Here is a 6,795-nt window from a genome sequence, read left to right on the forward strand (position 1 = left end):
GTCCCCTTAGCTGCGATAGTCCGCGTTGATCGAGATATAGCCATGGGTCAGGTCGCAGGTCCACACCGTGGCGCGGCCTTCGCCCAGGCCGATATCGACGCCGATGACGATGTCCTGCCCCTTGAGATGCGCCGTCACCGGTGCCTCGTCATAGCCGTCGAGCGCTAGGCCGCCGGCCGCCACCTGGGTCGCGCCGAAGCGGATGGCGAGCTTGTCGCGCTCGGCCGGTTCGCCGGCCTTGCCGACGGCCATGACGACGCGCCCCCAATTGGCGTCCTCGCCGGCGATCGCGGTCTTCACCAGCGGCGAATTGGCGATGGAGAGGGCAATGCGATGGGCGCTGGCGTCGCTTTCGGCGCCCTCGACCGTGATTTCGATGAACTTGCTCGCGCCTTCACCGTCGCGCACGACCAGATGGGCGAGTTGGCGGCAGAGGTCGGAGAGCGCGGCGGCGAAGGCGTCGGCGCCGGCATCTTCCATCGACGCGAGCGGGGCATTGCCGGCCTTACCGGTGGCGAAGGCTAGCACCGTGTCGCTGGTCGAGGTGTCGCTGTCGACGGTGATACAGGAGAAGGTCCGCTTGTTGGCAGCCGACAGCATCTGCTGCAGCAGCCCCGGATCGATCGCAGCGTCGGTGAAGATATAGCCGAGCATCGTCGCCATGTCGGGCGCGATCATGCCAGATCCCTTGATGATGCCGACCAGATCGACGCGTGTGTCGCCGATCATCGCCGAGACATGGGCGCCCTTGGCGTAGGTGTCGGTCGTGCCAATGGTCTTGGCCGCATCCTCCCAACCGCAGGGCGCGGCGACGAAGGCCGCTTCCAGGCCCGCCTCGGCCTTGTCGATCGGCAGCGGCACGCCGATCACGCCGGTCGAAGAGACGAAGACATTGGAGGGCTGGCACGAAAGGTGATTGGCCACCTTGGCCGCGATCGCCTCGACAGCGGCGCGGCCGCGATGGCCGGTGAAGGCGTTTGCGTTGCCGGCATTGACGACGACGGCGCGGGCCTGGCCCATCGGGATGGCGTCGCGGCACCATTCGACCTCTGGCGAGGGGCATTTGCTCTGCGTCGTCACGCCGGCGACCGCCGTGCCTGCGTCCAGCTCGACATAGGTGAGGTCGCACCGGTCCCAATTCTTGTATCGCGCCTTTGCGACACGCAATGTCACGCCGGCAATGGCGGGCAGGGCGGGGAAGGCGGCGGGGGCGAGCGGGGAACGGTCGGTCATGGGGCGCGGCATGAGCGAAATCCCCCCTTGCGTCAATGGCCCGATCGGGCGCTAGTCCCGCAGATAGAGGCGCCCGACGCCATCGGGCATCGGGACCATGCGATAGCCATGGCGGCGGGCGTAATTGTCCAGACCGTCGTCAGGGCGCAGCGGCAATTTGCGCGTGCCATTTTCATAGCCGGTAAGGATCGCTACCGGCATGGCGCGATCCAGGTCCGGCAGGGTGGCAGGCGTCAGCGCATGGAGCCGGCGCGCCTGCTCGGGGCGGAGCGTCCAGCCGGTGCGATAGACGAACGGGCCGGTCGCCAGGCGCGGATCGAGCGTCAGGCCGCTGTCGATCGCGAGATGCGGCGCGAGGGTCAGGATATCGGCGCCGCCCGCGGCGCGCACCGTCGTGCCCAGCCAATGGGCATTGGCCTGCGCGGCCAGCAGCGGAGAGGCGGCACGGGCGGCCGTCACCAGATCCCGGATCGAGGGGATGAGGCCGGGGATCGTTGCCAGGCAGAGCAGGGCCAGCATCGCCTTGCGCCGCAGCGGCCGCCAGTGACGGGCGTCGTCGAGCAGATAGCCGAGGGCAAGGGCGAGCGGCGGCAGCAGCGGCATCAGATATTGCAATTGCGTCGGGGTCGGCAGCGCGGCGCCGATCAGCGCGCCGGCACTCATCCAGATCGCCAGCCGGCGCCCGGATGAGCGCATGCGGCCACGGGTCGCGATCCAGTTGGCGATGAGCAACAGCAAAGCGGCAAGGGCTGGGCCCTTCCAGAGATATTTGACCAGGTCGCGCAGCTTTTCCGTCGTCGCCAGTTCCTGCGCTGCGCCGTTGGCGGCATACCAGGCGTGGGGCGCGGTCATGCCATAGGTCAGGACGCCGTACAGAAAGCTGTCGCGCCCTGATATCCAGGCGATGGCCATGGGCGCCATGCCCAGCAGCGCGCCGAGTGCCAGGAACAGGGCGGCGCGAATAGCGTGCCGGCCGCCGCTGGCGATGACGAACAGGCCGACGGTCGCGCCGAGCGGGGCGAAATTGAGCTTTGTCGCGATGGCAAGGCCGTAGAGGATCCCGGCTCCAAGCCAGTGGCGGTCCGAGCGATGACGCAGGCCAAGCAAGGTCAGCAGCATTGCGGCAGAGGCCAGCAGGGTCGCCAGCATATCGTTGCGGACCACGGAGCCGCTGAACTGGAACGCGGCTGTTGCTGCCATCAGTAGCATGGCCAGGGTAGCGCTGGAGCGGGATATGCCTGCCGCACGCTGGGCCGCCCAGATGAGCGCAAGCGTCGCGAGCGCCATGACGGCGGTGGCAAGGCGCATCGCCAGTACCATATGGCCCGATGCGATCAGGCTCAGCGGTGCCAGCCCCCAGGCGTGCAGCGGCGGCTGAAGATAAAGAAAATCGCGAAACATGACCGCATGCCCGCTGAAATAGGCACCGGCGACATATTGGCTTTCGTCATGATCGAAGGGCGCCGCAATCGCGGCGATCAGGAACCAGCCGATCAATGCGCTGACCAGCAGCGCCGCCAGAGGCAGGCGCAATCGGCGCGACGGCGCCATGGAAATGGAACGATACACCCTGTTTGCGACCCTTGTTGTCGTGGCGCTCTTGCGGCGGCGTGCGCCCAAACGCAAAATATTTTCGGCGGCGCGTCGCGCCTGCACGACGGCAGGACGGCGCGGCTACGGCAAAACCGCATCGGGCAAAGCCGTTACAGCCGTGCGACAGTCCGTCGCATTGATTGACTATCGGCTGTGCCGTGCCTAAATCGCGGCGCATATCTGCCCATGTGTCCGTTGGACCCATGGCCCCCTCATTGTCAGGAATTTGCATGTTCGGCGCACTCGCCAAGTCTATCTTCGGATCGTCCAACGAACGTTATGTGAAATCGCTGGGCAAGGTCATCGACCAGATCGCCGCCTTCGAACCGACGATCCAGGCGATGAGCGATGATGAACTGGTGAACCAGACGGCGCGCTTCCGTGAGCGCCTGGCCAATGGCGAGACGCTGGACGGCCTTCTGCCCGAAGCTTTTGCGACCGTCCGCGAAGCGTCGGTCCGCGTGCTGGGCATGCGTCACTTCGACGTCCAGATGATCGGCGGCATCGTCCTGCATCGCGGCGAAATCGCCGAAATGCGCACCGGCGAAGGCAAGACACTGGTGGCGACGCTCGCCACCTATCTGAACGCGCTTGAAGGCAAGGGCGTCCATGTCGTCACCGTGAACGACTATCTGGCCAGCCGCGACTGCGAATGGATGGGGCAGGTCTATCGTTTCCTGGGCCTCACCACTGGTGTGATCGTGCCCAACCTGTCGGAAGACCAGCGCCGCGAGGCCTATAATGCCGACATCACCTATGCGACCAACAACGAACTCGGCTTCGATTATCTGCGTGATAACATGAAGTTCGATCGCGGTGCGATGGTCCAGCGCCCGTTCAACCATGCGATCGTCGACGAAGTCGATTCGATCCTGATCGACGAAGCGCGCACGCCGCTGATCATTTCCGGTCCGACCGACGACAAGTCGGAGCTGTATGTCGCGGTCGACGCGATCGTGAAGCAGCTGGTCGAGGAGGATTATGAGAAGGACGAGAAGCAGCGCACGATCACGCTGACCGAAGACGGCACCGAGAAGATCGAGCGCCTGCTGGAGGCCGCCGGGCTGCTCCAGGGCAATAATCTCTACGATTTCGAGAACACCCAGGTCGTCCATCACGTCAACCAGGCGCTGCGCGCGGTGGTGATGTTCCGCCGCGACATCGACTATATCGTCAAGGACGGCAAGGTCGTCATCATCGACGAATTCACCGGTCGCATGATGGATGGTCGTCGCTGGTCGGACGGCCTGCACCAGGCGGTCGAAGCCAAGGAAGGCGTCCAGATCGAGCCGGAAAACCAGACGCTGGCGTCGATCACCTTCCAGAATTATTTCCGCATGTACCCCAAGATTTCGGGCATGACCGGCACCGCATCGACCGAAGCGACCGAATTCTACGAAATCTACAAGATGAACGTCGTCACCATCCCGACCAACCGGCCGGTGCAGCGCGTCGACGAGGAAGACACGTTCTACAAGAATCTGGAAGACAAGTTCCGGGGCATTGCGCGCACCATCAAGGAACATGCCGAAAAGGGTCAGCCGGTGCTGGTCGGCACCGTGTCGATCGAAAAGTCGGAAATGCTGTCGGAATTCCTCAATCAGGAAGGCGTCAAGCATGCGGTCCTGAACGCCCGCTTCCACGAGAGCGAAGCCCATATCGTGGCCCAGGCAGGCCGCAAGGGCGCAGTGACGATCGCCACCAACATGGCTGGCCGCGGCACCGACATCAAGCTGGGCGGCAATCTGGAGATGCGCGTCGAGGACGAACTGCGTGATATGCCGGAAGGCCCGGAGCGTGACGCGGCGATCGCCCGCATCGAAGTCGAGATCGAGGCGGAGAAGCAGGAAGTGCTGGCCGCCGGCGGCCTGTTCGTGCTGGCAACCGAGCGGCACGAAAGCCGCCGCATCGACAATCAGCTGCGCGGCCGTTCGGGCCGTCAGGGCGACCCCGGCCTGTCGCGCTTCTACCTCAGCCTCGACGATGACCTGATGCGCATCTTCGGCCCGGACACGATGTTCGCCAAGATGATCCGTTCCAACCTGGAGGATGGCGAGGCACTGCCCCCGTCCAAGTGGCTGAGCAAGGCGATCGAGACCGCCCAGCGCAAGGTCGAGGCCCGCAACTACGACATCCGCAAGCAGGTCGTCGAATATGACGATGTCATGAACGACCAGCGCAAGGTGATCTACGAGCAGCGCAGCGACATCATGGACGCCGAAACGGTGGACGATGTCGTCACCGACATGCGCCATGAGACGGTCAATGACCTGGTCGGCGCATCCTGTCCGCCGGGCACCTATCCCGAACAGTGGGATATGGAGCGGCTGAAGCTGCGCACCGCCGAAGTGCTGGGCCTGGAGCCCGATTTCGACGCCTGGCTGGCCGAGGATGCGGTCGATCCGGAAATGATCGAAGAACGGCTTGCAGGCTTGGCCGACGCGGCCATTGCCGAGAAGACGCAGGAAGTCGAAGCGGCCGACTGGCACATGATCGAGAAGAGCATCATGCTCCAGAGCCTCGACCATCACTGGAAGGAGCATCTCTCGACGCTCGACGCGCTGCGCCAGGTGGTCCATCTGCGCGCTTATGCGCAGAAGACGCCGATCAACGAATATAAGCAGGAAGCCTTCGCCCTGTTCGAGCGCATGCTGGAAAATATCCGCGAGGACGTGACCAGCTCGATCGCGCGGGTGCAGTTCCGCATGGAAGCGCCGCAGCCGCAGTTCGACCTGCCGGTGCTGCCGGACTTCATCACCACCCATATCGACCCCTTCTCGGGCGAGGATAACAGCGCGGATATCGATGGCAGCCAGCTGGCGGGGATCACCACCACCATTCCGCGCGCCCCGGTGGACAATGTCGCGGCGGGCGAGTTCGCCAATCTCGACATCAGCCGCAATGCGCTGTGCCCCTGCGGTTCGGGTCAGAAATACAAGCATTGCCATGGCGCGCTGAGCTGAGGCGCGACCACAGGCGAGAAACGGGGAAGGGCGTCGCCGATGGCAGCGCCCTTTTTTGTTTTGATCCTGCAATGAAAAGGCGGAACTCTCGTGCTCAAAGGCCGTTGCGCATTGCGCCTATGCGATGCGGACCGGATGTTCCGGCGGAAGGAGAAGGGCATGAGGAAACTTGCGATGCTATTGGCCTTGGCTGTGATCGCGGCCCCGATTGCGGCAACTGCTCAACATCCGCCCGGCCATGGGCAGAACAAGCCTTCGCACAATAATGGCAACGGTCCGGGCAACCGACCGCCGGGCCATAATAGCGGGCCGGGTCCTGGCGCATCCCACGGCAAGCCATCCCATAATAATGGACGCCCGCCGGCACCGGGCAAGCCATCGCATTCCGCCTCCCATGGCGGAAAATTTTATCCCGACCAGCATTATCGCCCCGGTTCCTCGCGCGATCGCTATCGCATCGATCGCAACACGCGGGTCTATCGGGGTGGTAATGGGCGCTATTATTGCCGCCGTAATGATGGCTCGACCGGCCTGATTGTGGGTGCCGCCGTCGGCGGCGTTCTGGGCAATGCGCTGGGTGACGGCGATTCCGGCGTGCTGAGCACGATCCTGGGCGCAGGCGTCGGCGGCGCGCTGGGCCGCGAGATCGATCGCGGCAACGTCTATTGCGAATGATCGATCACCAGAATGCGGAGTGCCGCCGATCGCGTGATCGGCGGCACTTTTCGCGGGAGGGGCCGGTGACGGGAGGCCATTTATTGAACGCCTGTGATGTCGGCGCGGCGCGGCGCTCCGCTGATGGGGTTCAAGCGGCTTGAGACGCTTCGATTAGTGATCCCTCACTTCGCAGATTTGTTCCTGCCATTTAGAGAAGTCACAATCTCTGCCATTTAGAAATGTCACACGCTCGTGGACAGCAGGGGCTGCGTGGAGCCATCCACACAGCGCAGCGCAGACCCTGCTGATGCGCTGACCTTGGGGTAGTGGACCATGGACCCGCTGCTCT

At 64.1% G+C, this 6,795-nt stretch carries 4 protein-coding genes; 2 read left to right on the forward strand and 2 right to left on the reverse strand.

Annotation, left to right across the window (positions count from 1 at the left end; genetic code table 11):
- Positions 1-6: 6 nt before the first annotated feature.
- Both argJ and JQK15_RS17325 read right to left on the reverse strand, forming a co-directional pair.
- Complete coding sequence (argJ, locus tag JQK15_RS17320) at positions 7-1,233, reverse strand: bifunctional glutamate N-acetyltransferase/amino-acid acetyltransferase ArgJ (protein WP_214866607.1); 1,227 nt, start codon at positions 1,231-1,233, stop codon at positions 7-9.
- Between the two features lie 51 nt (positions 1,234-1,284).
- Positions 1,285-2,802, reverse strand: a complete 1,518-nt coding sequence (locus JQK15_RS17325) for a glycosyltransferase family 39 protein (protein WP_353047216.1) — start codon at positions 2,800-2,802, stop codon at positions 1,285-1,287.
- Positions 2,803-3,056: 254 nt separating this feature from the next.
- On the opposite strand from JQK15_RS17325, the gene secA reads away from it, so the two are divergent.
- Positions 3,057-5,789 (forward strand): preprotein translocase subunit SecA, encoded by a 2,733-nt coding sequence (gene secA, locus JQK15_RS17330; protein WP_214866608.1) that lies wholly within the window; start codon positions 3,057-3,059, stop codon positions 5,787-5,789.
- A gap of 159 nt (positions 5,790-5,948) precedes the next feature.
- Positions 5,949-6,464: a glycine zipper 2TM domain-containing protein gene (locus tag JQK15_RS17335; RefSeq protein WP_214866609.1), complete on the forward strand. Its 516-nt coding sequence runs from the start codon at positions 5,949-5,951 to the stop codon at positions 6,462-6,464.
- The last annotated feature ends 331 nt before the right edge of the window (positions 6,465-6,795 follow it).

Origin of the sequence: Sphingobium sp. BHU LFT2 (genome assembly GCF_018604485.1) — a bacterium.
GTDB lineage: Bacteria > Pseudomonadota > Alphaproteobacteria > Sphingomonadales > Sphingomonadaceae > Sphingobium > Sphingobium yanoikuyae_A.